This window comes from Parvibaculum sp. (assembly GCF_049651025.1).
In the GTDB taxonomy this organism is placed as follows: Bacteria; Pseudomonadota; Alphaproteobacteria; order Parvibaculales; family Parvibaculaceae; genus Parvibaculum.
Genome location: NZ_JBASBH010000030.1, coordinates 11,776 through 34,537, shown reverse-complemented (window position 1 = coordinate 34,537; position 22,762 = coordinate 11,776). Strand labels below are relative to the sequence as shown.

General features: G+C 61.3%; 24 protein-coding genes and 1 tRNA gene. 19 read left to right on the top strand and 6 right to left on the bottom strand.

The annotated features are described in order from the left end of the window. Window positions 1-157 precede the first annotated feature (157 nt). Entirely contained in the window at window positions 158-679 is a 522-nt protein-coding gene (gene infC, locus WA943_RS03585; protein ID WP_424468480.1) for a translation initiation factor IF-3, read from the top strand. 84 nt (window positions 680-763) lie between these two features. On the opposite strand, the gene WA943_RS03580 is transcribed toward infC, so the two are convergent. Next, on the bottom strand, window positions 764-1,729 hold the full coding sequence (locus WA943_RS03580) for a glycerophosphodiester phosphodiesterase family protein (protein ID WP_424468470.1): 966 nt from the start codon (window positions 1,727-1,729) through the stop codon (window positions 764-766). A gap of 219 nt (window positions 1,730-1,948) precedes the next feature. Here WA943_RS03580 and WA943_RS03575 point away from each other — a divergent pair, with 219 nt between their 5' ends. The 5 genes from WA943_RS03575 to WA943_RS03555 all read left to right on the top strand — a co-directional run bounded on the left by WA943_RS03575 (window position 1,949) and on the right by WA943_RS03555 (window position 4,910). Next, complete coding sequence (locus WA943_RS03575; RefSeq protein ID WP_424468469.1) at window positions 1,949-2,209, top strand: hypothetical protein; 261 nt, start codon at window positions 1,949-1,951, stop codon at window positions 2,207-2,209. A 193-nt stretch (window positions 2,210-2,402) separates the two neighbouring features. After that, complete coding sequence (locus WA943_RS03570) at window positions 2,403-3,650, top strand: LLM class flavin-dependent oxidoreductase (protein ID WP_424468468.1); 1,248 nt, start codon at window positions 2,403-2,405, stop codon at window positions 3,648-3,650. A gap of 149 nt (window positions 3,651-3,799) precedes the next feature. After that, window positions 3,800-4,144, top strand: coding sequence for an I78 family peptidase inhibitor (locus WA943_RS03565; RefSeq protein ID WP_424468467.1), 345 nt, complete (start codon window positions 3,800-3,802; stop codon window positions 4,142-4,144). 157 nt (window positions 4,145-4,301) lie between these two features. After that, window positions 4,302-4,571: a hypothetical protein gene (locus WA943_RS03560; RefSeq protein WP_424468466.1), complete on the top strand. Its 270-nt coding sequence runs from the start codon at window positions 4,302-4,304 to the stop codon at window positions 4,569-4,571. Between the two features lie 81 nt (window positions 4,572-4,652). Then, window positions 4,653-4,910 carry a hypothetical protein gene (locus WA943_RS03555; RefSeq protein WP_424468465.1) on the top strand — a complete coding sequence of 86 codons (258 nt, stop codon included), beginning with the start codon at window positions 4,653-4,655 and terminating at the stop codon, window positions 4,908-4,910. Window positions 4,911-4,919: 9 nt separating this feature from the next. On the opposite strand, the gene WA943_RS03550 is transcribed toward WA943_RS03555, so the two are convergent. Next, on the bottom strand, window positions 4,920-6,404 hold the full coding sequence (locus WA943_RS03550; protein WP_424468464.1) for an AMP nucleosidase: 1,485 nt from the start codon (window positions 6,402-6,404) through the stop codon (window positions 4,920-4,922). 290 nt (window positions 6,405-6,694) lie between these two features. On the opposite strand from WA943_RS03550, the gene rpmI reads away from it, so the two are divergent. The 7 genes from rpmI to lepA all read left to right on the top strand — a co-directional run bounded on the left by rpmI (window position 6,695) and on the right by lepA (window position 14,576). Continuing rightward, window positions 6,695-6,895, top strand: coding sequence for a 50S ribosomal protein L35 (gene rpmI / locus WA943_RS03545; RefSeq protein WP_424468463.1), 201 nt, complete (start codon window positions 6,695-6,697; stop codon window positions 6,893-6,895). Between the two features lie 47 nt (window positions 6,896-6,942). Next, window positions 6,943-7,299: a 50S ribosomal protein L20 gene (rplT, locus tag WA943_RS03540; RefSeq protein ID WP_424468462.1), complete on the top strand. Its 357-nt coding sequence runs from the start codon at window positions 6,943-6,945 to the stop codon at window positions 7,297-7,299. Window positions 7,300-7,486: 187 nt separating this feature from the next. Next, window positions 7,487-8,578: a phenylalanine--tRNA ligase subunit alpha gene (gene pheS / locus WA943_RS03535; protein ID WP_424468461.1), complete on the top strand. Its 1,092-nt coding sequence runs from the start codon at window positions 7,487-7,489 to the stop codon at window positions 8,576-8,578. Further along, a complete protein-coding gene (gene pheT / locus WA943_RS03530) occupies window positions 8,575-11,007 on the top strand; it encodes a phenylalanine--tRNA ligase subunit beta (protein ID WP_424468460.1) in 2,433 nt (810 codons plus the stop codon). The genes pheS and pheT overlap by 4 nt, the downstream gene beginning before the upstream one ends. A 72-nt stretch (window positions 11,008-11,079) precedes the next feature. Further along, window positions 11,080-11,874, top strand: a complete 795-nt coding sequence (locus WA943_RS03525) for an alpha/beta fold hydrolase (RefSeq protein WP_424468459.1) — start codon at window positions 11,080-11,082, stop codon at window positions 11,872-11,874. 10 nt (window positions 11,875-11,884) lie between these two features. Beyond that, window positions 11,885-12,709, top strand: coding sequence for an enoyl-CoA hydratase-related protein (locus WA943_RS03520; protein WP_424468458.1), 825 nt, complete (start codon window positions 11,885-11,887; stop codon window positions 12,707-12,709). A 64-nt stretch (window positions 12,710-12,773) separates the two neighbouring features. Next, on the top strand, window positions 12,774-14,576 hold the full coding sequence (gene lepA / locus WA943_RS03515; RefSeq protein ID WP_424468457.1) for a translation elongation factor 4: 1,803 nt from the start codon (window positions 12,774-12,776) through the stop codon (window positions 14,574-14,576). A 100-nt stretch (window positions 14,577-14,676) separates the two neighbouring features. Here lepA and WA943_RS03510 read toward each other — a convergent pair whose 3' ends face one another. Further along, the gene (locus WA943_RS03510) at window positions 14,677-14,967 is read right to left on the bottom strand and encodes a hypothetical protein (RefSeq protein WP_424468456.1); all 291 of its coding nucleotides are present in this window, start codon (window positions 14,965-14,967) and stop codon (window positions 14,677-14,679) included. 196 nt (window positions 14,968-15,163) lie between these two features. On the opposite strand from WA943_RS03510, the gene WA943_RS03505 reads away from it, so the two are divergent. Then, window positions 15,164-15,253, top strand: a tRNA-Ser gene (locus tag WA943_RS03505). A 269-nt stretch (window positions 15,254-15,522) separates the two neighbouring features. On the opposite strand, the gene WA943_RS03500 is transcribed toward WA943_RS03505, so the two are convergent. After that, the gene (locus WA943_RS03500; protein WP_424468455.1) at window positions 15,523-16,098 is read right to left on the bottom strand and encodes a TadE/TadG family type IV pilus assembly protein; all 576 of its coding nucleotides are present in this window, start codon (window positions 16,096-16,098) and stop codon (window positions 15,523-15,525) included. Window positions 16,099-16,115: 17 nt separating this feature from the next. Further along, entirely contained in the window at window positions 16,116-16,661 is a 546-nt protein-coding gene (locus WA943_RS03495) for a TadE/TadG family type IV pilus assembly protein (RefSeq protein ID WP_424468454.1), read from the bottom strand. 190 nt (window positions 16,662-16,851) lie between these two features. On the opposite strand from WA943_RS03495, the gene WA943_RS03490 reads away from it, so the two are divergent. Continuing rightward, window positions 16,852-18,126 (top strand): vWA domain-containing protein, encoded by a 1,275-nt coding sequence (locus tag WA943_RS03490; RefSeq protein ID WP_424468453.1) that lies wholly within the window; start codon window positions 16,852-16,854, stop codon window positions 18,124-18,126. Window positions 18,127-18,180: 54 nt separating this feature from the next. On the opposite strand, the gene WA943_RS03485 is transcribed toward WA943_RS03490, so the two are convergent. Continuing rightward, the gene (locus WA943_RS03485) at window positions 18,181-18,708 is read right to left on the bottom strand and encodes a pilus assembly protein N-terminal domain-containing protein (RefSeq protein ID WP_424468452.1); all 528 of its coding nucleotides are present in this window, start codon (window positions 18,706-18,708) and stop codon (window positions 18,181-18,183) included. A gap of 169 nt (window positions 18,709-18,877) precedes the next feature. Here WA943_RS03485 and WA943_RS03480 point away from each other — a divergent pair, with 169 nt between their 5' ends. The 4 genes from WA943_RS03480 (at window position 18,878) to WA943_RS03465 (ending at window position 22,758) form a co-directional block, all read left to right on the top strand. Then, window positions 18,878-19,621, top strand: a complete 744-nt coding sequence (locus WA943_RS03480) for a Crp/Fnr family transcriptional regulator (RefSeq protein WP_424468451.1) — start codon at window positions 18,878-18,880, stop codon at window positions 19,619-19,621. Window positions 19,622-19,884: 263 nt separating this feature from the next. Next, entirely contained in the window at window positions 19,885-20,400 is a 516-nt protein-coding gene (locus tag WA943_RS03475; RefSeq protein WP_424468450.1) for an A24 family peptidase, read from the top strand. 53 nt (window positions 20,401-20,453) lie between these two features. Beyond that, window positions 20,454-21,218: a Flp pilus assembly protein CpaB gene (cpaB, locus tag WA943_RS03470; RefSeq protein ID WP_424468449.1), complete on the top strand. Its 765-nt coding sequence runs from the start codon at window positions 20,454-20,456 to the stop codon at window positions 21,216-21,218. A 16-nt stretch (window positions 21,219-21,234) separates the two neighbouring features. Continuing rightward, window positions 21,235-22,758, top strand: coding sequence for a type II and III secretion system protein family protein (locus WA943_RS03465; RefSeq protein WP_424468448.1), 1,524 nt, complete (start codon window positions 21,235-21,237; stop codon window positions 22,756-22,758). Window positions 22,759-22,762: the final 4 nt, after the last annotated feature.

Here is a 22,762-nt window from a genome sequence, read left to right as displayed (position 1 = left end):
CTTGCGGCCAAGCCCCATCAAATCTATAGCTTTCGCACTGGATGTCCGCCGAGAAGCCTGATTTCGGGCTTCGCCGCGCCAATGAGGTTTCGAACCGCTCGAACCGAGGCAGCCGCCGGACGAGATAAAAGGAGAAGCGTACATAGCTCGCAGACCGATTCAGGCGCCGCCCACCCGCGAGGGCCCGCGCATCAATGAAATGATTGATGAGCCGACAGTGCTCTTCATCGACGCCGAAGGCGAAAAGCGTGGCGTAATTCCCACCGTTGAAGCAATGCGTATGGCTGAGGAAGCCGGGCTCGACCTCGTCGAAGTGTCGCCCAATTCCAAGCCCCCCGTTTGCAAGCTTCTGGACTTCGGGAAATTCAAATTCCAGGCGCAGAAGAAGGCCAACGAGGCCCGCAAGAAGCAGAAGACCGTCGAGGTCAAAGAAATCAAGATGCGTCCGAACATCGACACCCATGACTATGAGGTGAAGATGAAGAGCATGCTGCGTTTCTTCGATGAAGGCGACAAGGTGAAGGTGACCTTGCGTTTCCGTGGCCGCGAAATGGCGCATCAGGAACTCGGCATGGCGCTTCTGAACAAGGTGAGAGATGAGGTCGAGGCAATTGCCAAGATCGAATCCTATCCGCGCCTCGAAGGCCGTCAGATGGTCATGGTGCTGGCGCCGAAATAGGCCGCCGCATCTTCAGACAGAAAAAGGCCCGGCGCTTCATCGCCGGGCCTTTTGCTTGTCACGCTCCGTTTTTGGCGGGCGTCGTCACGCCTTGCTTTTGCCAAGCGTCGCCACGATCCGGTCTGGCCGGTCGGTGAGAATGGCGTCGACGCCAAGGGCGGCGAGGCGCTGCATCTCGGCGGGCTCGTCGACCGTCCAGCAGGAAACCTTGAGGCCGAGCTTTTTGGCAAGCGGCACCGTCTCTGCGGTCACGTCGCCGTGCCAGGCAAACCAGCCACCGGCATGTCCGGCAGCCATGGCCTTCAGCATCCGTTCGGCAAAAGTCGCACCGGTCTGGTCGCGCCAGTCATAACCCGCGGCCCATGGCGCACCTTCGGCGGACGCCTTGCGGATAGCGGCATCGTCGGAGCCGGGTTTGTCACGGGCTGCCGAAGCGTCTTCCGGGTCGATCTGGAAGAAGGGCAGCGTCGTGAAGGCATTGGCAATTTCCGGCGCGATCTTTTTTGCATGCGCCAGCGCGCGCCAGTCGAAGGACACGAAGGTCACGCGATGTCCCATACCCATCTGACGGATGAGTATGACGGCGGCTTCTGCGAGCGCCTCGGGCGTTGCCGATTGCGTGAGGTTGAGCAGCGCCGTCTTCAGTTCCACATAGACATGAAAATTCGGGCGCGCATGGCTCTTTGCGATGGCGAGCGCGTCTTCAAGCCTTGGCATGTGCGCGCCGCCAATCGGCGTCTGATCGGGATAATGCGCGCCGTAAGTCGAGCCCGGCCGCAACTTGCCGATCTCGTAGCGGCGCAATTCGGCATAGGTGAAATCCTTGATGAGCGGCGTCGGGCGCTCGACCCATTTGCCGTCCGGCCCGCGCGCAATGGCGGGCTTCAGGCTTTCGTCGTGATGAACCACCAGCACGCCGTCGCGGCTCAAATGCACATCGAGCTCGATCCCGTCCGCGCCTGCATCGATCGCATGCAAGAAGGCTTCGAGCGTGTTTTCCGGCCAAAGCCCTGCGCCGCCGCGATGCGCAATCTGAAGTGGTCCCGCCATCCCCGTCTTCTCCAATTGTCTCGTCCCCGACTTGCAGCGCGCCAAGCTACTTGAGGCGGGCGGTCAAGGTCCATCGAGCTTGGCGGATTTCACGGAAATGTCGCCGCATTGGATGAAGCCGGGCTTAAGGGTAAATAGACCTTATGATATATAGCCCAACGTCTGGTTTCAGACGTCTTCGCGGCGGGCAACGCGCTGGTGTGAGGCAAGGACTGACACATGTTGTTATCTGCATTCTGGAAACATCTGACGAAACGCAGGCGGCGCGTTTCCTTTTACGAAACGCAGCATCAGATGCGCAGGGCCATAGAGAGGCCGGGGCCGACCGATATCCTTCTGATGAGCGATGAAGCCCTGAAGAAAATCGTCGAGAAGGAACCGCGCACGCTGCGCGGCGAAGCCGCCCATCACGAGTTGGAAACCCGCCTTCGCGAACGAAGGCTCGCCGTTCTTCCTGCCTCGCGCGTGATCTCGCCCTGAACCGCAGACTTCCCCTCCCTTCCATGACATCCGTCCGCTGATCGCGCGAGGACCTTCGTCTCGCTGCGATGATGGCGTCGAGCCATCATGGCTCTGCGCATAAAAAAGATGCCATGATAGAAAAAACGCCATCGATAATTCAGCCCGCGGGTCATAATCGCGGCAAAACAAAAATCGGGTAGGGAGCTTCAAAATGAAATTCGGTGTGTTCTACGAGCTGCAATTGCCTAAGCCATGGTTGCCGGGCGACGAGGAAAAACTTTTTCATGAGGCGCTCGATCAGGTCGTCCTTGCCGACAAGCTCGGCTATGACCATGCATGGGAAGTCGAGCATCATTTCCTCGATGAATATTCGCACTCCTCCGCACCCGAAGTATTTCTTTCCGCCGCCGCCGCGCGCACCAGCCGCATCCGCATCGGCCACGGCATTCGTCAGGTCATCCCGAATTACAATCATCCCGCGCGCACGGCTGAAGGTCTTGCGACGCTCGACATCATCTCGCGCGGCCGCGTCGATTTCGGCATCGGCGAAGGTGCGACGCGGCTTGAGCTTGGCGGCTTTCATATTCCCGCCAAGGAAAAGCGCGCCATGGCGATCGAGGCAGGCGAGCAGATCGCCAATATGATGGTGCTCGATCCCTATCCGGGCTTTGAAGGCAAATATTTTTCGATGCCTTGCCGCAACGTATTGCCCAAGCCCGTGCAGAAGCCGCATCCGCCGATGTGGATGGCCTGCACCAATCGCGACACGATCAAGGTCGCCGCGCAACTGGGCGTCGGCGCGCTGGCCTTCTCCTTCCTCAATCCCGAAGAAGCCCATGCTTGGTCGGAGATTTACTACGGCATCATCAAGTCCGATCAGTGCAAGCCTATCGGCCATACGGTGAACGCTAATATCGCCATGGTGTCGAACTTCTCCGTGCATCACGACCGCGCCGAAGCGATCCGTCGCGGCCATGAAGGCTTCGAGTTTTTCAGCTATGCGCTGAACGCGCTCGTCGCTCATGACACGGTGCCCGGTCGCACCAATATGTGGGGCGACTATCTCGCCAAACGCGGCGACCGCACGGAAGAAATGGTTGCCGCTGCGGCGCTTGCCGAAAACTATGCCTCGGGCATCGGCACGCCGGACGATATGCGCACGCATCTGCGCGCCTTCCAGGCGGCGGGCGTCGATCAGGTGATCTTCATGCAGCAGGCAGGCCGCAATCGTCACGATCACATCTGCCAGTCGCTTGAGCTTTTCGCCGCCGAAGTCATGCCGGAGTTCAAGGCGGAAGTTGCCGAGCGCGAAGAGCGCAAGGCGCGCGAACTTGCGCCCTTCATCGAGGCGGCCCTTGCCCGCAAGAACTGGATGAAGCCGCTCGCCGACGACGAAATCCCCGTCGTCCGCGCCTCCGTCGCCAAGGCGAAGGTGAACGAGACGAACGCGGCGGAGTAAGTGGAAATCGGAGCCGCGCCAGAATGCTGAAGATGCGTCCCGGGCTATGTTCCCGGGACGCATCGCTTGTGCCCGCTCTCTTGCGGGTGTTGCTCTCGCAAGCGAGAAACCGCAAGCTCTGGGAAATCTGCAAAAAGGAGCGCTGGACGATGAAGGAAACGAAGCGGCTTTCTCTGGTCCTGTTGATGGCCGGACTGTTTGCGGTGGCAGGTTGCGACCAGAAGACAAATGAGGCCAATAGCGACGTGGGCAAGGACAAGCTCGCCGAAGCCTTTGACGGCAAGCTCAAGGATTGCGCGGCAGCGGCCCAGGCTCTCGGCGTCTGGATTGACCACCCCTATGAGGAGGCGCAATCGGTGCTGACGCCGAGCGGCCCCGTTGCAACCATTCGCGTGATCCGTCCGGGGACCATGGTGACGCGGGATTACCGCATCGACCGGCTTAACGTCGATCTCGACGAAAAAGATACAGTGCGGAAGATTTATTGCGGCTGACGATCCGCCATTCTTTTGCCATTTCCCCATCCCTATATTGATGATGCGTCCGTGAAAGCGGACGCATTCCGGCTCGCCCAGTTTGTGGGTACGGCCTGCGCACCGGAATGAACCTTGGAAGGGGGACATTCGTTCTCCATTTGAAGGAGTTCATGTCATGCGCAAAACTCTCAGACTTGCATCCCTCGGCGCGATTGTCGGCCTCGGCCTTGCGGGCTGCGTCGCCTATCCGGTCGGCCCTGACACATATGCCTATGGTCCGCCGCCCGGCCCTTACTACGCGCCCTATGGCCCATACGGCCCGCCATATGTTGCCGGGTCCGTCTTCTTCTATGGCGGCGGAGGACATTACGGCGGACGGCATTTCGTCCCCGGCCCGCGCTATCGCAGCGGCCCCTATCATTATCGCGGTCGCCACTGGCGCTGACGGGTTTACGCGTCGAGCGTGGACGAAACTTTCTGAAGGCCGGCTCGTTATATCAACGGGCCGGTCAAAAGGAGTTCGTTCATGCGTGGAAATATGAGACTTGCTATGGCCGCAGCGGTTGTCGCTCTGGGCCTGTCGGCTCTTGGCGGATGTGTCTCTCCGGCGCGCACGCCGAGCGACGCCTATGCGCCGAACCCGGATCAGGCGTCGGTGACGACGACCACGACGACAACGGTCTATAGCGACGACGCCTATCGCGGCCAGCCCAATAGCCAGGGTGGCAGCATCTATGACGATCCGCATCACTACGAGCGCGGCCCCAACCAGCACAAATATTGAGGCTGCGTCTTACCTGAATGACGGCTCGTCGAAGCTGCGCAGCTTGCGCGAGTGCAATTCCTCGACGCCGCGCGAGCGGATGATCCGAAGCGCTTCGAGCCCGATCGACAGATGCTGGCTGACGCGCTGGCGATAAAATGTATTCGCCATGCCGCGCAATTTGATCTCGCCATGCATCGGCTTGTCGGACACGCAGAGCAGCGTGCCGTAAGGCACGCGCAAGCGGAAACCATTTGCTGCGACCGTCGCGCTTTCCATATCGATGGCGACGGCGCGCGACTGGTTGAAGCGCGTATACAAATCCTCGTAGCGCAGTTCCCAGTTCCGGTTGTCGGTCGAGACGACGGTGCCCGTGCGCATGCGCGTCTTGAGATCGCCGGGCGCAAGCCCCGTCACGCGCTCGACCGCCTGTTGCAGCGCGACCTGAATTTCCGCAATCGGCGGCACGGGCACGAAGGGCGGCAAATCCTGATCGAGAACGTGATCGTCGCGCACATAGGCATGCGCGAGCACATAGTCGCCCAGTAGCTGCGAACGGCGCAGCCCGCCGCAATGGCCGATCATCAGCCAGCAATGGGGACGCAGCACCGCAAGATGATCGGTGATGGTTTTCGCATTTGACGGGCCGACGCCGATATTTACCAGCGTCACACCGAGCTTGTCTTCGCGCACCAGATGATAGGCGGGCATTTGCGGGAGCGAGGTGGCGACAAGCGCCTCGGCGGGCGGCGCCTTCCCGCGCTCCTGCGTGAAATCGCCCGGCTCGACGAAGCGCATATAGCCTTCCTCGCCGCCGCCTTCCGCGACAAGGCGGCGCCCCAGTGCCACGAACTCATCGACATAGCGCTGATAATTCGTGAACAGCACGAAACGCTGAAAATGTTTCGGATTGGTCGCCGTGTAGTGATAGAGCCGCTGCAATGCGAGATCGACACGCTCGGCTGAGAAGAGAGAGAGCGGCAGCGTCTCGCCCGGCGCGGGCCGGAAGGTGCCATTGGCAACCGCATCGTTCACGGCCGAGAGATCGGGAAGCGTGAAGACCGCGCCGAGCGCGCGCACATCTTCAGGGCCGATATCGCTCGTCGCTTCCTCGACGATGAAGGGGAGCGGGATGGGGCGCAGGCTTGTGCCCACCTCGACCGGAATCCGGTGATAGTCGATCAGCCGCGCGATCTGCGCCTTGTAGTATTCGGCAAAAAGATCGGGCCGCGTCAGCGTCGTTCCGTAAGCGCCGGGATAGGCGAGCGTCCCCCAGGACGGCCGGCTGTCATAAACGAGGTGTTCCGACCCCACATTGAGCCCCAGATAGGGGTAGCACGCCTCCACCGTCGGATTGCCCGAGCGCTTGCCCGCGGTAAAGGCCGCAAACCGCTCGCGCACCTGAGCCGCGGAGCCGTCATAAATTTCTCTTATGCGTTTTACTGCCGCGTCGGCATCCGTGAAGGAGCGCAGGTCATGCGCGGGGTGCGGCGAGGCGGCTGTGGGTTTTGGCATCGGATCCCTGTCTCATGGCGAATCGGCTGTGGCCGCATCGGCACGATTGTCACGTAAGGCTGATGGTGAGGGAGGGAGCGCCTTTCGCCAAGGCGAGTTTGCTGCATCGGAGGTTCGAATCCTCCCCTCTACCCTTGACCTGCCCGGCTTTTCCCTTATAAATCCGCAACTTCTGGACGGCCCGGCCATGAAGGGCATGCCGTGGCGGTCCGAAATGCCAAGACTGGCTCCGTTTTTCCTTGATGAATCAAGGTCTTCAGCGAACGGAGCTGACCCTAAAGGAGTGCAAAATGCCCAAGTTGAAGACCAAGAGTGGTGTGAAGAAGCGCTTTTCGCTCACCGCCTCAGGCAAGGTCAAACGCGGTCAGGCCGGCAAACAGCACGGCATGATCAAGCGGACCAATAAGCAGATCCGGAATAAGCGCGGCACCACGATTATGGCGGACGTCGATGCCGCCCGCGTCGTGAAGAACTTCATGCCTTACGGCTGAAGCGCCAACTTTCATCCGGAACCGTTCCCTGAACAGGAGTTGAGCTCATGTCGCGCGTAAAACGGGGCGTTGCTGCGCACGCCCGCCACCGCAAAGTTATCAAGGCAGCGAAGGGCTATTACGGCCGTCGCAAGAATACCTTCCGCATTGCCAATCAGGCAGTGGAGAAGGCCGGTCAATACGCCTATCGCGACCGGCGCACCAAGAAGCGCAATTTCCGCGCTCTCTGGATTCAGCGCATCAACGCCGCAACCCGCGAGTACGGCCTGACCTATGGCCGGTTTATCGACGGTCTGCGCAAGGCGAGCATCGAAGTCGACCGCAAGGTCCTCTCCGACATCGCGATCCACGAGCCTGAGGCCTTCAAGGCCCTGGTAGACAAGGCTCAAGCAGCTCTTGCTTGATTGAAGACGGCGCCGCTTCAAGGTGCCGCCTTTACCTGACCCTTCAGGGCCGGTACATCCGTCGGGGCCTGCGCGTCCGCGCGCAGGCCTGACCGGGTAGGGCGGACCACCCTTTCTCATTCGCGTTCCCTCGCCCGCAGGCTCTCCCGGCGCTCGCGACGTGGCACATTGAAGTTTGAGAAGGCCCATGACGGACATCCAGGATCTCGAAAAGCTCGAAGCGGAATTCGCAACCGCCATCGCCGATGCGATGGACGAGGCGACGCTTGAAGCCGTGCGCGTTGCAGCGCTTGGCAAGAAGGGCCGCGTTTCCGAACTGATGAAAAGCCTCGGCGGTATGAGCGCCGAAGAGCGCAAGACCGCAGGCCCGGCGCTGAACGGTCTGAAAGATCGGCTGACCGACGCATTGGCGACCCGCAAGGCGGCGCTTTCGGAGGCGAAGCTTGAAGCCCGCCTCGCCGAAGAAAAAATCGACGTCACGCTGCCCGTGCGCGAAAGCCCTGCCGAAGCGGGCCGTATCCATCCGCTCAGCCAGGTCATGGACGAAGTCGTGGCGATCTTCGCCGATATGGGATTTGCGGTTGAGCAGGGCCCGGACATTGAAAGCGACCACTACAATTTCACCTCGCTGAACTTCCCCGAGAGCCATCCGGCGCGCGAGATGCACGACACCTTCTATTTCGAGCCTCGCGCCGATGGTTCGCGCCTCCTGCTGCGCACGCATACAAGCCCCGTGCAGGTGCGCACGATGGAACGCGGCAAGCCGCCCTTCCGCTTCGTCTGCCCCGGCCGCACCTATCGCAGCGACAGCGACCAGACGCATACGCCGCAATTCCACCAGATCGAAGGCCTCGTCATCGACGAGACGACGCATATGGGCCATCTGAAATGGGTGCTGGAAGAATTCCTGCGCGCCTTTTTCGAGGTCGAGGGCGTCGAGCTGCGCATGCGCCCGAGCTTCTTCCCCTTCACCGAACCTTCGATGGAAGTCGATGTGCGCTGCGCGCGTCTCGGTAATGAAATCCGAATCGGCGAGGGCGACGACTGGCTCGAGATTCTCGGCTGCGGCATGGTCCATCCCAATGTGCTGAAATCCGCCGGGCTCGATCCGGAAAAATATCAGGGCTTCGCCTTCGGCATGGGCCTCGATCGCATCGCCATGCTGAAATACGGCATCCCCGATCTGCGCGCCTTCTTTGAAAGCGATCTGCGCTGGCTGCGCCATTACGGTTTCTCGGTGCTCGATGTGCCGTCGCTCGCAGGAGGGCTCTCGTCGTGAAGTTCACTCTCTCCTGGCTGAAGCAGCCGCTGGAAACCGATGCGACGCTTGACGAGATCTCCGAGCGCCTGACCATGCTCGGCCTCGAAGTCGAAGGCATCGACGATCCGGCAAAGAAACTCGAAGCCTTCTCGGTCGCAAGGATCATCGAGGCGGTCCAGCATCCCGACGCCGACAAGCTGCGCGTCTGCAAGGTCGAAGCGGTTGTCGAGGGCAAGAAGCAGGTGCTGCAGGTCGTTTGCGGCGCGCCCAATGCGCGTGCGGGCCTCACCGGCATTTTCGCGCCGTCGGGTGCGACGATCCCCGCCAACGGCATGGTGCTGAAGCCGACGAAAATTCGCGGCGTCGAATCGAACGGCATGATGTGCTCGGAGCGCGAGCTTGAGCTCTCAAACGAGCATGAAGGCATCATCGAACTGCCCGACACATGGGCCGTCGGCACGCCGGCATCGCAAGCGTTGGGCGCAAACGATCCCGTTATCGAAATCGCCATCACGCCGAACCGGCCCGATTGCCTCGGCGTCTATGGCGTTGCCCGCGACCTCGCCGCATCCGGCCTTGGCCGCCTGCGCGAAGGCTCCTTCCCGCCGGTCGAGGGCAAATTCGACAGCCCCATCGGCATCAAGCTCGACTTCGCGCCCGGCACTGAAAATGCCTGCCCGATTTTCGCCGGACGCCTCATTCGCGGCGTGAAGAACGGTCCGAGCCCGGAATGGTTGCAGAAATGGCTGCAGGCAGTCGGTCTGCGCCCGATCAATGCGCTGGTCGATATCACCAATTTCATTTCGCTCGACCGCGCCCGCCCGCTTCACGTTTATGACGCGGCAAAGATCAGCGGAAATATTCACGCGCGCCTCGGCCGCAAGGGCGAAAAGCTCGTCGCACTCGACGGCAAGACCTATGACGTCGCGCCCGAATATTGCGTCATCGCTGATGATGCGACCGTACTCGGCTTTGCAGGCGTCATGGGCGGCGAGGGCTCCGGCTCGTCTGAAGAGACGGTCGATGTTTTCATCGAAAGCGCCTATTTCGATCCCGTGCGCACCGCGAAAACGGGCCGCGCCACCGGCATCATTTCCGATGCGCGCTATCGCTTCGAACGCGGCGTCGATCCGGCCTTCACGGTGCCCGGCCTCGAACTCGCGACGAAAATGGTGCTGGAACTTTGCGGCGGCACGCCATCCAATCTCGTTGTCGCAGGCAAGGTGCCCGATACGCACAAGGTCATTTCCTTCGACCCCATGCGCGTCGAAAAGCTCACCGGCCTCACGCTGGCGCGCGCGCAAGGCGAAAGCATTCTGAAAGCGCTCGGCTTCGGCGTCTCTGAAAAGTCGGGCGGGTTGCTTGACGTCAGCGTGCCCTCATGGCGCCCCGACATTGACGGTCAGGCCGATCTTGTCGAGGAAATCGTCCGCGTTCACGGCCTCAACAATGTGAAGTCGGTCGCGCTTCCCCGCGCCCATGCGGTTGCAAAGCCCGTGCTGTCGACAAGCCAGCGCCGCGAGCGCATTGCGCGCCGGGCGCTTGCCGCGCGCGGCCTTGTCGAAACGGTCAACTGGTCTTTCATTTCCGAACATCAGGCAAATCTCTTCGGCGGCGGCAATGCAACGCCCGCGCTGAAACTCGCCAATCCGATTTCCGCCGATATGAGCCATATGCGCCCGAGCCTGCTTGCAGGTCTCATCGCTGCGGCGGGCCGCAACATCGCGCGCGGCTTTGCGGATCTCGCGCTCTTCGAAGCGGGTCAGCAATTCGGCGACGAAACGCCGGAGGGGCAGACCTTCGCCGCCACCGGCCTGCGTCGCGGAACCGCGCGCCCCAATGGCAGCGGCCGCCACTGGCAGGGCAAGGCTGGCCCCGTCGAGGCGCTGGACGCGAAAGCCGATGCGCAGGCGCTGCTCAGCGCGCTTGGTGCGCCGACCCTTCAGGTCAGCGCCGATGCGCCCGCCTGGTACCATCCGGGCCGCTCGGGCAGCTTCCGCCTCGGGCCGAAAGTCGTGATCGGCTATTTCGGTGAAATCCATCCGCGCATTCTGGCCGAGATGGATGTCGCCGGGCCGATCGTCGCCTTCGAAATTTTCCCCGGCGCGATCCCCGAGCCGAAGAAAAAAGCGACACGCGCCAAACCCCCGCTGGACCTTTCGGACCTGCAGCCGCTTCGCCGCGACTTTGCTTTCGTCGTCGATGCCTCCGTCTCCGCCGATCAGCTTCTGCGCGCGGCGCGCAATGTCGACAAGAAGCTCATTGCCGACGTCTCGCTCTTCGACGTTTTCGAGGGTGGTTCGCTGGGCGAGGGCAAGAAGTCGCTCGCCATCGAAGTGACGCTGCAGCCGGTCGAGAAAACGCTCACCGACGAGGAGATCGAGGCGGTCTCGAAAAAGATCGTCGCGGCGGTTGAGAAGGCGACGGGCGGAACGCTGCGAGGGTAAGCTTCTGCTTTTCTCGTCATCTTGAGGAGGCCGCGAAGCGGACGTCTCGAAGGGCGAGGTGGGAGGACAAATATGATCTTCGAGGCTTACACGCATCGAAGGCAGGATGAGCAAGGCCGGGAGATCGTTCTCCATGGCCGCAGTGTCGGCCCCGTTGCCGGGCATCCCATTGTCATGCTGGCCTCGCTCGGCCGTCCCGGCTCCGATTTCGACGAGGTCGCATTGCATCTCGCCGAGGCCGGATATCGCGTCACACTGCCCGAACCGCGCGGGCTGGGCGGCAGCACCGGTCCGATGGAAGGTCTGACGCTCCACGATCTCGCCGCCGACGTGGCGACGATCATCGAAACGCAGTCGCGCGCGCCCGTGACGCTTCTCGGTCACGCCTTCGGCAATCGCCTGACGCGCATGACGGCGAAGGACCATCCATCTCTCGTCTCCCGCATCATCCTGCTTGCCTGCGGCGGTCGGATCGAGATGCCAGAAGAGGCACGTAATGCTCTCGTCAATTGCTTCAACAAAACGCTTGCGCCCGATGAACATCTCGAAAATGTCCGCTATGCCTTCTTTGCCGAAGGCAACGATCCGGCTGTGTGGCGCGAGGGCTGGTACCCCGACGTCATGCTGATGCAATCTTCCGCCGTGCGGCGCACACCGGTCGAGGATTGGTGGGAGGCGGGCGGCCAGCCCATGCTCGTCGTGCAGGCGACCGAAGACGCCATCGCCCTCCCCGCAAACGCCCACGATCTGAAAGCGCGGCTCGGCGAACGCGTCACGCTCATTGAGCTTTCACATGCGGGCCATGCCATGCTGCCTGAACAGCCAGTCGCCATTGTATCTGCGATCCGCAACTATCTCGGCCAATAAGGAACGAGACATGGAACTGAAAACCATTCGCTACGAGATCGTGGACGGCATCGCTACCATCACACTCTCGCGCCCCAAGCGCCGCAACGCCTGGACGGGGCGCATGCACACCGAATATCGCTGGGCGCTTCAGGAAGCCGACCGCGATCCCGCCGTCCGCGTCATCATCGTGACGGGCGATCCCGAAGGCGGTGCCTTTTGCGCTGGCGCCGACCTCGGCGCGCTGGAAGGCCATTCTGAAAAAGGCCGCTACGATCCCGGCATTACGGAAGACATCGCAAGGCCCGGTTTCGGCGTCGCGCCTGAATTCGATGCGACCTTTGCCTATCACTTCGGCCTGACGAAGCCTGTCATCGCCGCGATCAACGGCCCGGCGGCTGGCGTCGGCCTTGTGCTTGCCGCCTATGCCGATCTGCGCTTTGCCGTCCCGGGTGCGAAATTCACCGCCGCGCATGGCCGCTTCAATTTTCCCGCCGAATTCGGCCTGTCATGGATCCTGCCGCGCCTCGTCGGCGTGACCCATGCAAACGATATCCTGCTTTCGAGCCGGGTTTTCACCTCGGATGAGGCGATGGGCATGGGTTTCCTCAACAAGCTGCTCGCGCCCGCCGACCTCATGCCCCATGTAACGGCCTATGCCCGCGCCATGGCGGATGGCGTTTCGCCCGGTTCGCTGCGGGAGACAAAACGGCAGATTTACCAGGACCTGCACCGGGACGCCGCCACCGCCGTCACCGAGGCCGAACGCCTCCTGAACGAGATGGTGAAGCACCCCGACTACAAGGAAGGGGTCAAAGCCTGGATGGAGAAGCGCAAGGCCCAATGGCAGGGCTGAGGGCGCGTCGAAAGTCTGCGTCCCCCAATTGGCTAAAGCCTCGGCCAGTGATATATGGCGCGATATGACCGATCTCGCCCATATCCGTAACTTCTCCATTATCGCCCATATCGATCACGGCAAGTCGACGCTTGCCGATCGGCTCATTCAGCTTTGCGGCGGCCTTCAGGCCCGCGAAATGAAGGAGCAGGTGCTCGATTCCATGGATATCGAGCGCGAACGCGGCATTACCATCAAGGCTCAGACCGTCCGCCTCGAATACAAGGCGCAGGACGGGCAGTTGTATGAGCTGAACCTCATCGATACGCCCGGCCACGTGGACTTCGCCTATGAAGTGAACCGCTCGCTGGCCGCCTGCGAAGGCTCGCTCCTTGTCGTCGATGCGAGCCAGGGCGTCGAGGCCCAGACGCTCGCCAACGTCTATCAGGCGCTTGAGGTCAATCACGAGGTCGTGCCGGTCCTCAACAAGATCGACCTGCCGGCAGCCGACCCGGAAAAAACCCGTCAGCAGATCGAGGATGTGATCGGCCTCGACGCCTCCGACGCGGTCGAGATTTCCGCCAAAAGCGGCATCGGCATTCCCGACGTGCTCGAAGCCATCGTGAAGCGCTTGCCGCCGCCCAAGGGCGACTTCAATGCGCCCCTGAAGGCCATGCTGGTCGATAGCTGGTACGACACCTATCTCGGCGTTGTCGTGCTGGTGCGCATCATCGACGGCGAGATGAAGAAGGGCCAGCGCGTGCTGATGATGGGCACGGGCGGCACCTATACGCTGGAGCAGGTCGGCATCTTCCGCCCCAAGCGCGAAAATGTGGCGAGCCTGACGCCCGGCGAGATCGGCTTTTTCACGGCCTCCATCAAGGAAGTGGCCGATACGCGCGTCGGCGACACGATCACCGAAGAGCGCCGTCCTTGCGCAAAGGCGCTGCCGGGCTTCAAGCCTGCGCAGCCGGTGGTCTTCTGCGGATTGTTTCCGGTCGATGCCTCCGAGTTTGAAGACCTGCGCGAGGCGATGGGCAAGCTGCGCCTGAACGATGCGAGCTTCCAGTTCGAGATGGAAACATCGGCCGCGCTCGGCTTTGGCTTCCGCTGCGGCTTTCTCGGCCTGCTGCATCTCGAAATCATCCGTGAGCGGATCGAGCGCGAATTCAACATCGACCTCATCACCACGGCGCCGTCGGTGATCTATCACCTGCACATGACGGACGGCTCGATCGAGGAAATGCACAATCCCGCCGACATGCCCGATGTCATGAAGATCGACCATATCGAAGAGCCGTGGATCAAGGCGACGATCCTTGTGCCCGACGAATATCTGGGCGCCGTGCTGAAGCTTTGCGAAGATCGTCGCGGCTCGCAGATCGACCTGACTTATGCCGGTTCGCGCGCGATGCTCACCTATCGCCTGCCGCTCAACGAAGTCGTGCTCGATTTCTACGATCGCCTGAAGTCGGTGACGCGCGGCTATGCGAGCTTCGACTATCACATCGAGGGCTATGAGACGGGCGAACTCGTCAAGATGACGATCCTCGTCAATGACGAGCTGGTCGATGCGCTTTCGACCATCGTGCACAGAAGCCGCGCCGAACAGCGTGGCCGCGCCATGTGCGAGAAGCTGAAGGAACTGATCCCCAAGCATCTCTTCAAGATTCCGATTCAGGCTGCCATTGGCGGGCGCATCGTGGCGCGCGAAACCATTGCGGCCATGCGCAAGGACGTGACGGCCAAATGTTATGGCGGCGACGTCTCGCGCAAGCGCAAGCTGCTGGACAAGCAGAAAGAGGGCAAGAAGAAGATGCGGCAGTTCGGTCGCGTCGACATCCCTCAGGACGCCTTCATCGCTGCCTTGAAGATGGACGCGAACTAGCCTCGCATCCGAGGCTGTCTTGAAGACAAGCGCGAACCAGAAACATTTCCGGCGAAGGGTGCCCCTGAGTTCAGGGGCACCCTTCGCCGTTTGAAATGTTTCAGCCGCGGCGCGTGAGGCGGATAAGCGCCGCCAGCACAATGCCGATCACGCCGAGCACGGCCCAGGCCGGATAACCGATGACCGTGGTCAGCGGCCCGCTGGCCGCAGGCACGGTCGCCGCCACCCAGCCGGTGAACGCGTCGAGCGAGTGCTGGTGGACGAGGCCCCAGATTTCGGCGAGCGACCTGATCTTGATCGCCCCCGCTTCCAGCGACTGAAGCGCATCGGCGCCCAGCGCCATCAAGGCGAGTGTGATCAGCAGCAGTCCAATCAGTCGGAACAAGAACATGAAAGAGCCCCCCAGCCCTACGCGGAACGATAAATCAAAACGCCGGAAACCGTAGCGCCAACGATTGTCCCAAACAAGCACACTCATTTGACCGGCTTTGGCAAAAGCGTTCGAAATCCTCCTCTCTTGCCAATTGATTCAGTGACTTGGTCTTGTATAGTGCCGCCGCAGTCGACCGCCCAAAGCGGTTGATTCAGGAGGGGTGGCCGAGTGGCTGAAGGCGCACGCTTGGAAAGCGTGTTTACGGGAAACCGTAACGTGGGTTCGAATCCCACTCCCTCCGCCACGCGAAATCCATGTATTTCAATACGTTATGGGAAAAATGCCCCTGCTTCGGCAGACCGGGCGCACACCTCGTCTTGCCTGATCGCCGCGTGCATGGGATCGGAGGCGAGCGGGGCGTGATATGCACCTTCCGCCCCTCGCAAACAGGCTGCGGCAGATTTGCTACAGTCCGGACCTGAATCGTAGTTAATCCGAATCCTGCCGGCCCGCGACAGGCATCGGCCCGTCATCGGATCGGACGGGCGATGCCCGCAATGCGTCGGGTGGGGCTTAAGAGGTGAAGGCGACCGTCACGGAGCGGCGCGGCTTCAGATAGGCCACTTCCTTCATGGTGATCGGCCCGGTGATGAAGCTGCCGATAGGCGAGGTGTAAATATAGACCACCTCGACCATGATCACGCTCGAGCCCGGCGTCGTCAGGCCGGTCGGCAATGTCACCGACGAATTCGTCGAACGCGGCGTGGCACCGCCATAGGCCTTGCTCCAGCCGACAGTTGTCAGCGACGCATTGGAGACATTTGCCACGACGCTCGTGATGGTGATTTTCACACTGGTCGGGAAGGGCGTCAGGATGGCTGTACTGGCCGCGAATATATCGTTGACGTCCGCAGTTGCGAGCGTCGTCGCCTGCGCGGTGAGATCGGCCGCCGTTTGCGCGACATTCGTCACGCGCCGCGCCGCAGTCATCGCATTGGTTGTCTCGACCGTGCCGAAATAAATCATGATCATCAGTGGAATGATGAGTGCGAATTCGATCGCCACCACGCCGCGCGCATCTGGCGCAAGGCGTGCGGCGTGCCGCGCCGTCCTCCTGATCAGATCGAGAATGCTTGTTGTTGCGGTCATGGCCTTGATGACAATGCCTATGAGGTGAAAGGTTCGTTGCGGAATGCGACGCTCGACTGGAGCAACCGCGTACCGCTCGTATTGTTGGAGAGGCCGGTCGTGAACGGGCTCATGATGTTCCAGACATAGAAGGCGCGGATCATCACTATGTCGCCGGCGCCGCCGATATTGAATGTCAGATTCGCGGTGTTGATGGCGCCACTGGAATTGGTGACCGGCGGAGATGTCACGCCCGCAAAGCTGCTATAGATGCGAACATCGAGTTTCAGATTGTTCGTGCAGTTCGTCAGCAGGGCGACCTTGTCGCAAATCGACTTGGTGAGCTGCGTGACTGTCGTGCTCGCCGTTTGCGCCTGGCCAGTGCGAATGTATCGCGCCGCATCGTTCAGCGATTGGTCGAGCGTGGCAGAGGCAAAGAAAACCATCCCCGCTTCGAAAATCGCAAACAGCAGCGTGAAGAAGGGAATGGCCGTCAGCGCAAATTCGATGGCGACGCTGCCGTCCTCGTCATGGACGATGCGCTTCTTGATGCGGAATGCTGTGGCTACAAAGCGAGACTTCATCGTTGCGATACTCACTCGAACATCGATAGCGGCTCTTGGAGGCGGCTCCGGACAAGCGCCTTCGGACTTCAAGTTTGCATGGCGTCCATTGACGGCTCGTTAACTTCGGGAGCGGCATTATCCGGATCGGTCATCGTGATGATAGGAACCGAAAGGTTCCGTGCGGCTTCGAGGGCGTTTCATGTTGGGCATGGTTAACGAAACGAAGGCACGGTTGTCTGGTTTTGCGCGTCGCTGGACAAGCGATCGCCGCGGCAGCTACGCGGTGATTTTCGCGCTGGCCCTGATCCCCATTCTGATTGCGATCGGCGCCGCCGTTGATATGTCGCAGGCCTATATCGTCAAGCAGCGCCTCGCACGCGCGCTCGACGCAGCGGGCCTCGCGGTCGGCGGCATGTCCGGTCAGACGACAGCGCAGATTCAGACGACGGCACAGAATTTTTTCAACGCCAACTATCCGGCCACGAAGGTTGGTGTGCCCGGCACGCTGACGGTCACGACAAGCGGCAACCTCGTTAATCTCAATGTCGCAGCCAGCATGCCGACATCCATCATGGGAATTATCGGGGTCAACTCGCTCAAGGTCAGCGCCTCGTCGCAGATCACACGCATGGGCAAGAAGCTCGAAGTCGTGCTGGTTCTCGACACAACGGGCTCGATGGCGCAGAACAACAAGCTCTCGACATTGAAAACGGCGGCGAAGAATTTGATATCGACCGTGTCGGCAGCGGCGGTGAACCCCGGTGACGTCAAGATTGCCATCGTGCCCTTCGCGGTCGACGTCAATGTCGGCACCAGTTACACGAGCGGGATTAAATGGCAATGGACGACGCCGAAAACCCAGACCTGTAGCGGTAGCGGTCGAAATCAGACATGCACCGACAAGGCTTACAATATCACGGCTGGCTCGTGGAAAGGCTGCGTCATCGATCGGGATCAGAATTACGACATCAGCAGCGCCCCGCCTGTGACGACGAACAGCGCGACGCTTTATCCGGCGGACAATGATGATTGCGCGCCGGTGACGTTGATGCCGCTTTCGACCGACTGGACCGCGCTCAACTCCAAGATCAATGACCTCAAGGCCTCCGGCAACACCAACACGACCATCGGCTTGGCATGGGGCTGGAACATGCTGACGCCAGGCTCAGCGCTTTCACTCGCCGCGGCGCCCGCCAGCAATCTCGACAAGGTCATCATTTTCCTCACCGATGGCGACAACACCGAAAATCGTTTCACGACTTCGCAGAGCAGCATCGACATGCGCACACAGAACATCTGCGCTGCGATCAAGTCGGCAGGCGTGATCGTCTATACGATCCGCGTCATGGACGGTAATGCTACATTGCTGAGAAACTGTGCGACCGACCCGTCGATGTATTTCAGCGTGACGGCTGCAAGCCAGTTGACGACCGTGTTCAACTCGATCGCTCAGGCCTTGTCGAACCTGCGCATCAGCCAATAACGGTTGTGAAAATACTCGACCAATTCACGATGTAGAAAAGGCTGAAGCCGGGAACTACTGCCCGCCGCCTGCGCTTGAATCCACATCGGTGCTGGTGGCCTTGCCTTGTGCAAGGGCAGACGCGCTCGTGGCCTGCCTCACCGCATTGTCGAATTCGTCCTTGGTGTCGCCCTGCGTTGCCGTGCGCTCGCAGCGCGGCGTGCAATTATAGGTGAGCTGGCCTGTGCCGCGCGTCAGCGTCACGGTTGAATTCGAAGGCGCGGCGACATTGACGTTAAGCTCGGTGATCTGCTTGCCGCTCGCATCGAGCGCGATGATGTTCGTATTGCCATAAGCGCGGCCAAGCACGTAAACGAGCTGCGGCCCCACCACCGTAACGTCCGCGATGGCCGGATTGCCCACCATGACTGAGGTCGCCGGCGCGCTCAGATGCAGGGCGCGCGACTGGTTGACCTCGACGAGGAAGCCCGCGGCCTGCGCCTGCACAGAGACGAGCCCGGCTGCCACGGCAAGAATTGCGGCGCGTCCCCAGGCTTTGGTGACGCGGCGGGTGCGGATTTCGTTGGCGTGACGTGCGCTCATCTTTTGGCCCATTCCCTCAGGCGTGCGACGGCGACCACTTCGCCAGCGCATCCTCCGCAAAAGCCTATCGGCAATGGGTGAACGATTTGTTGACCGTGGGCAAAAAGCACATTTTTACCGCTCATTAAGCGGCACGCCCTAGGCTCCTTCCCGCAGTCAGAGAGGCGACATGTTCGGAAGCGACCGGCAACAGCAATCCACATATGACGCGGCGGGTGGCCTTCGCGACATCCGCATCTTTGCCGATCTCGCGCCGAAGGAGCTGGTGCTTCTCGGCTCGGAATGTTTCTGGCGCAAGTTTTCCAAGGGCGACATTGTCTTGTCGGCGGCTCGCGACGGTGCGGGCGGCGAAGTCATGTTCGTCGTGCGCGGCTCCGTGCGCCTCGCGCGCCCGACAAGTCCGAATGGCAGGATCGCCTTTAGCGATATTGAAGCGGGCGACCAGTTCGGCGAGATGTCGCTCTTTGGCGCTAGCGATAGCGATCTGACCGCCATGGCGCGCGAAGACTGCGTTATTGCGGTCATGCCCGAAAAGGTCTTTGTCGAGCTTCTCAGCCGCGAGGAATCCGTGTCCCGCGCGCTGCTCTGCCAATATGCAAAGCTGTTGCGCCAGCGTGAGGCAACGACGTCTGCCGCTTCCGAAGGTGTGCCCGGTGCCACCGGCAGCCAGCGCATTTACAGCGAATTGCTGGCTCTGGGCGAACCTCGTGCCGCCAATGGCGAGGTAAGGGCAGGGCTCTTTATTGCGCGCCTGCCGCGCCATCGCGAGTTGGCCGATCGTCTGTCCACGACCGAAGAAGTGGTTGCCGGTGCGATTGCCGAGCTTGTCCGTCTGGGCATTGCGGCGCGCGAATATCCGGGCCTCTTCATCGGCGATGAAACCGCGCTGCGCAGCCTTTGCGAGCGCCGCTGACGGTTGCGCGCCTCGCATTAATTTCCAGGTAATATTTGGGTCGGCTTTATCCGCAAGCCTCCGGAGCGGATAACCCACCGTCGCGATTGAGCAATACATTTGCAAAGCCGCCGCACCCGAGAGCCTCGGCGGCTGCGATGTTTGTCGCGGCGATGCTCCATTTCGGCATCGTGTTTACGCCAAATTTACGGTCTTCCTCTCACTATCCCTAGCGCTGAACAATTCCGGTCGGCCTTTTTACCGGCCTGTTTGAAAGCCTGGGCATGTCTCTTTTGAACACTCTGCCAATTGCCGTTTTCTCGGCTGCGATGATCTTCGCCGGTCTGCGGGATCTCACGACCATGACGATTCCGAACTGGCTGACATTGGCGCTTGTTCTTGCCTTCTGCATTTTCGCGCCGCTGGTTGCGATGCCGCTTTCGGAAATCGGAATGCATGTGGGCGTCGCTTTCGCGGTGCTGCTCGTCGGTATGGCGTTCTTTGCCAAGGGCTGGATTGGCGGCGGAGACGCCAAGCTCATGGCCGCGACTGCCCTATGGGTCGGCTGGTCGCAGGCGCTTCCTTACTTCGTCGTCGCGTCGCTGCTCGGCGGCGCGCTGACAATGCTCATTCTCGGGTTCAGAAAACTGCCGCTTCCCGCAATGCTCGTCCGCCAGCAATGGCTGTCGCGGCTGCATGATCGCGGCGAGGGCGTCCCTTACGGTATGGCGCTCGCAGCAGCAGCGCTGATCATCTTTCCCGATACGGATTTTTTTCGCCTAGCAGTCGCCGTCGGTTGAAGCCAGAGACGAAGGAATAACAAGTGAACGCCGCACGCATGGGAGTTTTGGTTATGGCCGTTGTCGCCGCAGGTCTTGCGGCGCTGCTGGCGCGTGGACTCGTGTCGTCGGGCGACGCGCCTGAGCAACAGAAGGTCGTCGAGGCGCCCACAACCGAAGTCCTCGTCGCTTCGACGGCGATCGATCGCGGCGCGCGCCTCTCCGGCAGCGATCTGCGCTGGCAGAGCTGGCCCAACTCCGCTCTCGGCCCGAATTTCGTCACGCGTCAGCAAAAGCCTGACGCCATCGCCACCTTGACCGGAAGCCTCGCCCGCGCGTCGATCTCCAATGGCGAGCCCATCACCGACGGCAAGATCATCGACGTGAAGAGCGGCGGCTTCATGTCCGCGCTTGTCAGCCCCGGCATGCGCGCCGTTGCGGTGGCCGTGTCGCCGGAAACAGGGGCGGGCGGTTTCATTCTGCCCAATGATCGCATCGACGTCATTCAGACGCGCCGCGTTCAGGAAGACGGCGCGCGTGGCCCGCACGAAGTCGTGCACGGCGAGATTCTGCTGCACAACATTCGCGTGCTCGCCATCGACCAGCGTTTCAAGGACGACAGCGGCGAGCAGGTGGCTGTCGGCAAGACCGCGACGCTTGAGCTGACGCCCGCTCAGGCCGAGCGCGTGGCCGTGGCGCAGGTCGAAGGCACGCTCATTCTTTCGCTGCGCGGCCTCGGCGAGACCGATGTTCAGGTGGAAGAAGTGCCGCAACAAAGCTCGACGTCCGTCATTCGCGTCGTGCGCTACGGAACCGCTCAGTCGGTCCGGGTGAGGTAGCGTTATGGGATTGGGCATGAAGAGCTTTACGAAATCTCTGCGCTGGCTTCCGCCGGCGCTCGCGACAGGCGCAGCCCGCCTCGTGCTTGCGGCGTCGCTCACCTTCGCCATATCGGCGCCCGCACATGCGATTGCCGGCGACGCGCAGCTTGTGAAAGTCGATCAGGGCGGCCTCGGCCTCACCTCGCGCACGGTCATACTCGGGCTGAACAAGGCCGCCGTCGTCGAGCTTCCGGTCTCGGCGCGCGACGTTCTCGTCTCCGATCCCTCGATCGTTGACGCAGTCGTGCGTACGCCCAAGCGCATCTATCTGATCGGCCTGAAGGTCGGCCAGACCAATGCCTTCTTCTTCAATGAAAAGGGCCAGCAGATCGTCAATCTTGAGATCCGCATCGAGCGCGATCTTTCAAGCCTGCGCAGCGCGCTGCATCAGTATTTCCCCGATGCGCGCATCGACGTTCAGGCGATGAACGATCACGTCGTTCTTTCCGGGTCGGTCGCGAATGCGAGCGAAGCGAACAAGGCGACCGATCTCGTCGCCCGCTTCATCGGCAAGCCCGAGCAGGTGCTCAACATGCTCGCCATCGAGGGCAAAGAGCAGGTCATGCTGAAGGTAACCGTTGCTGAAATGCAGCGCAACATCATCAAGCAGCTTGGCGTCGATCTTTCCACCGCCGACAATTTTGGCAACTTCGCGCTGCGCCTGTCGACGATGAACCCCTTCTCCGTTCAGGGCGCCGCCCTTGGTGGCCTCGCCAGCGCCGCGGGCGGGCCTGCATATGCAGGCAGCATGACGAATCCCGGCTGGAACGCACCCAAGGTGCCGACCCCGAGCGGAACGTCGACGTCATATGCCAACGGCAATGTCTCGCTGCAGTCGGCGATCCAGGCGCTCGAAGAAGATGGCCTCGTTCGCACGCTTGCCGAACCGACGCTGACCGCGATCTCCGGCGAAAGCGCGAAGTTCCTCGCGGGCGGCGAGTTCCCGATCCCGGTGTCGAAGGATCTGCAGGGCAATATCACGGTCGCCTACAAGCCCTTCGGTGTCGGTCTCGCTTTCACGCCCATCGTGCTCAGCGAAGGTCGTATCAGCCTGAAGATTTCGACCGAGGTGAGCGAGCTGACGACGCAGGGCCAGATCGTCGGCGCAGGCATCACCATTCCGGCGCTGAAAGTGCGCCGCGCCGAGACGACGCTTGAATTGCCGAGCGGCGGTTCGCTGGTCATGGCCGGTCTGCTTTCGGACTCGACCAAGCAGAATATCGACGGCGTACCCGGCGCAAAGGACATCCCCGTTCTCGGTCAGCTTTTCCGCAGCCGCGACTATCAGAAGAACGAAACCGAGCTGGTCGTCATCGCGACGCCCTACATCGTCGATCCGACCAACCGGAAAAATATCGCCCTGCCGACAGACGGCTACGCGCCTGCTAGCGACATGGACACGATCCTGATGGGCAAGCTCAACGCCACTTACGGCGCCAATGGCGCGGCGCCGACGGACAAGAAACTTAAGGGCCCTGTCGGGTTCGTGGTGGACTAATGGG

Coding starts and splice junctions, on each gene's coding strand:
- WA943_RS03580 (WP_424468470.1), bottom strand. CDS start 1,729: ATGGCGGGACCACTTCAGATTGCGCATCGCGGCGGCGCAGGGCTTTGG.
- WA943_RS03575 (WP_424468469.1), top strand. CDS start 1,949: ATGTTGTTATCTGCATTCTGGAAACATCTGACGAAACGCAGGCGGCGC.
- WA943_RS03570 (WP_424468468.1), top strand. CDS start 2,403: ATGAAATTCGGTGTGTTCTACGAGCTGCAATTGCCTAAGCCATGGTTG.
- WA943_RS03565 (WP_424468467.1), top strand. CDS start 3,800: ATGAAGGAAACGAAGCGGCTTTCTCTGGTCCTGTTGATGGCCGGACTG.
- WA943_RS03560 (WP_424468466.1), top strand. CDS start 4,302: ATGCGCAAAACTCTCAGACTTGCATCCCTCGGCGCGATTGTCGGCCTC.
- WA943_RS03555 (WP_424468465.1), top strand. CDS start 4,653: ATGCGTGGAAATATGAGACTTGCTATGGCCGCAGCGGTTGTCGCTCTG.
- WA943_RS03550 (WP_424468464.1), bottom strand. CDS start 6,404: ATGCCAAAACCCACAGCCGCCTCGCCGCACCCCGCGCATGACCTGCGC.
- rpmI (WP_424468463.1), top strand. CDS start 6,695: ATGCCCAAGTTGAAGACCAAGAGTGGTGTGAAGAAGCGCTTTTCGCTC.
- rplT (WP_424468462.1), top strand. CDS start 6,943: ATGTCGCGCGTAAAACGGGGCGTTGCTGCGCACGCCCGCCACCGCAAA.
- pheS (WP_424468461.1), top strand. CDS start 7,487: ATGACGGACATCCAGGATCTCGAAAAGCTCGAAGCGGAATTCGCAACC.
- WA943_RS03525 (WP_424468459.1), top strand. CDS start 11,080: ATGATCTTCGAGGCTTACACGCATCGAAGGCAGGATGAGCAAGGCCGG.
- WA943_RS03520 (WP_424468458.1), top strand. CDS start 11,885: ATGGAACTGAAAACCATTCGCTACGAGATCGTGGACGGCATCGCTACC.
- lepA (WP_424468457.1), top strand. CDS start 12,774: ATGACCGATCTCGCCCATATCCGTAACTTCTCCATTATCGCCCATATC.
- WA943_RS03510 (WP_424468456.1), bottom strand. CDS start 14,967: ATGTTCTTGTTCCGACTGATTGGACTGCTGCTGATCACACTCGCCTTG.
- WA943_RS03500 (WP_424468455.1), bottom strand. CDS start 16,098: ATGACCGCAACAACAAGCATTCTCGATCTGATCAGGAGGACGGCGCGG.
- WA943_RS03495 (WP_424468454.1), bottom strand. CDS start 16,661: ATGAAGTCTCGCTTTGTAGCCACAGCATTCCGCATCAAGAAGCGCATC.
- WA943_RS03490 (WP_424468453.1), top strand. CDS start 16,852: ATGGTTAACGAAACGAAGGCACGGTTGTCTGGTTTTGCGCGTCGCTGG.
- WA943_RS03485 (WP_424468452.1), bottom strand. CDS start 18,708: ATGAGCGCACGTCACGCCAACGAAATCCGCACCCGCCGCGTCACCAAA.
- WA943_RS03480 (WP_424468451.1), top strand. CDS start 18,878: ATGTTCGGAAGCGACCGGCAACAGCAATCCACATATGACGCGGCGGGT.
- WA943_RS03475 (WP_424468450.1), top strand. CDS start 19,885: ATGTCTCTTTTGAACACTCTGCCAATTGCCGTTTTCTCGGCTGCGATG.
- cpaB (WP_424468449.1), top strand. CDS start 20,454: ATGGCCGTTGTCGCCGCAGGTCTTGCGGCGCTGCTGGCGCGTGGACTC.
- WA943_RS03465 (WP_424468448.1), top strand. CDS start 21,235: ATGAAGAGCTTTACGAAATCTCTGCGCTGGCTTCCGCCGGCGCTCGCG.